Source organism: Paraburkholderia caffeinilytica (assembly GCF_046030355.1).
Taxonomy (GTDB): Bacteria; Pseudomonadota; Gammaproteobacteria; order Burkholderiales; family Burkholderiaceae; genus Paraburkholderia; species Paraburkholderia caffeinilytica_B.
In genome coordinates, this window is record NZ_JAQQCQ010000068.1 from 1 (window position 1) to 388 (window position 388).

Here is a 388-nt window from a genome sequence, read left to right on the forward strand (position 1 = left end):
GTGATTGGACGAGTTCGCGATGCAGTCCGCACCGATACCGAAGCCGTTCGACGTATCCATGCCGTTGCCGTTCAGCGCGATGCCACCGCCGCCGCCGCCGTTCTTGCTGTCGACCAGCAGGTCATAGCGTGCCGTCACGCCCACACGGCCCACCACCGGCATGCTGAACTTGCGGTGCGCGAGCAGCGAGAGGCCGTACCACTGCGCCTGGCCACCGTTGAACGCGGCATTCTGCTGCTGGCCGTAATCGAGTTCGGCGTTGTACTGCACGTCCGCCAGCGTGTAGGTCAGGTCGGCTTCCGTGAAGAAGAACGTTCCGCCCGCGCTCGGCGAGTTGCCGCCTACGCCGTAGCTGACTGCACCGTTGGCATCGATTGCGCTCGGCAGC

General features: G+C 65.2%; 1 protein-coding gene. It reads right to left on the bottom strand.

Going from position 1 to position 388, the window contains the following annotated elements; translation table 11 throughout:
* A partial coding sequence (locus tag PQQ95_RS36550) for a DUF3138 family protein (RefSeq protein ID WP_408447266.1) occupies window positions 1–388 on the bottom strand: 388 nt, incomplete at both ends.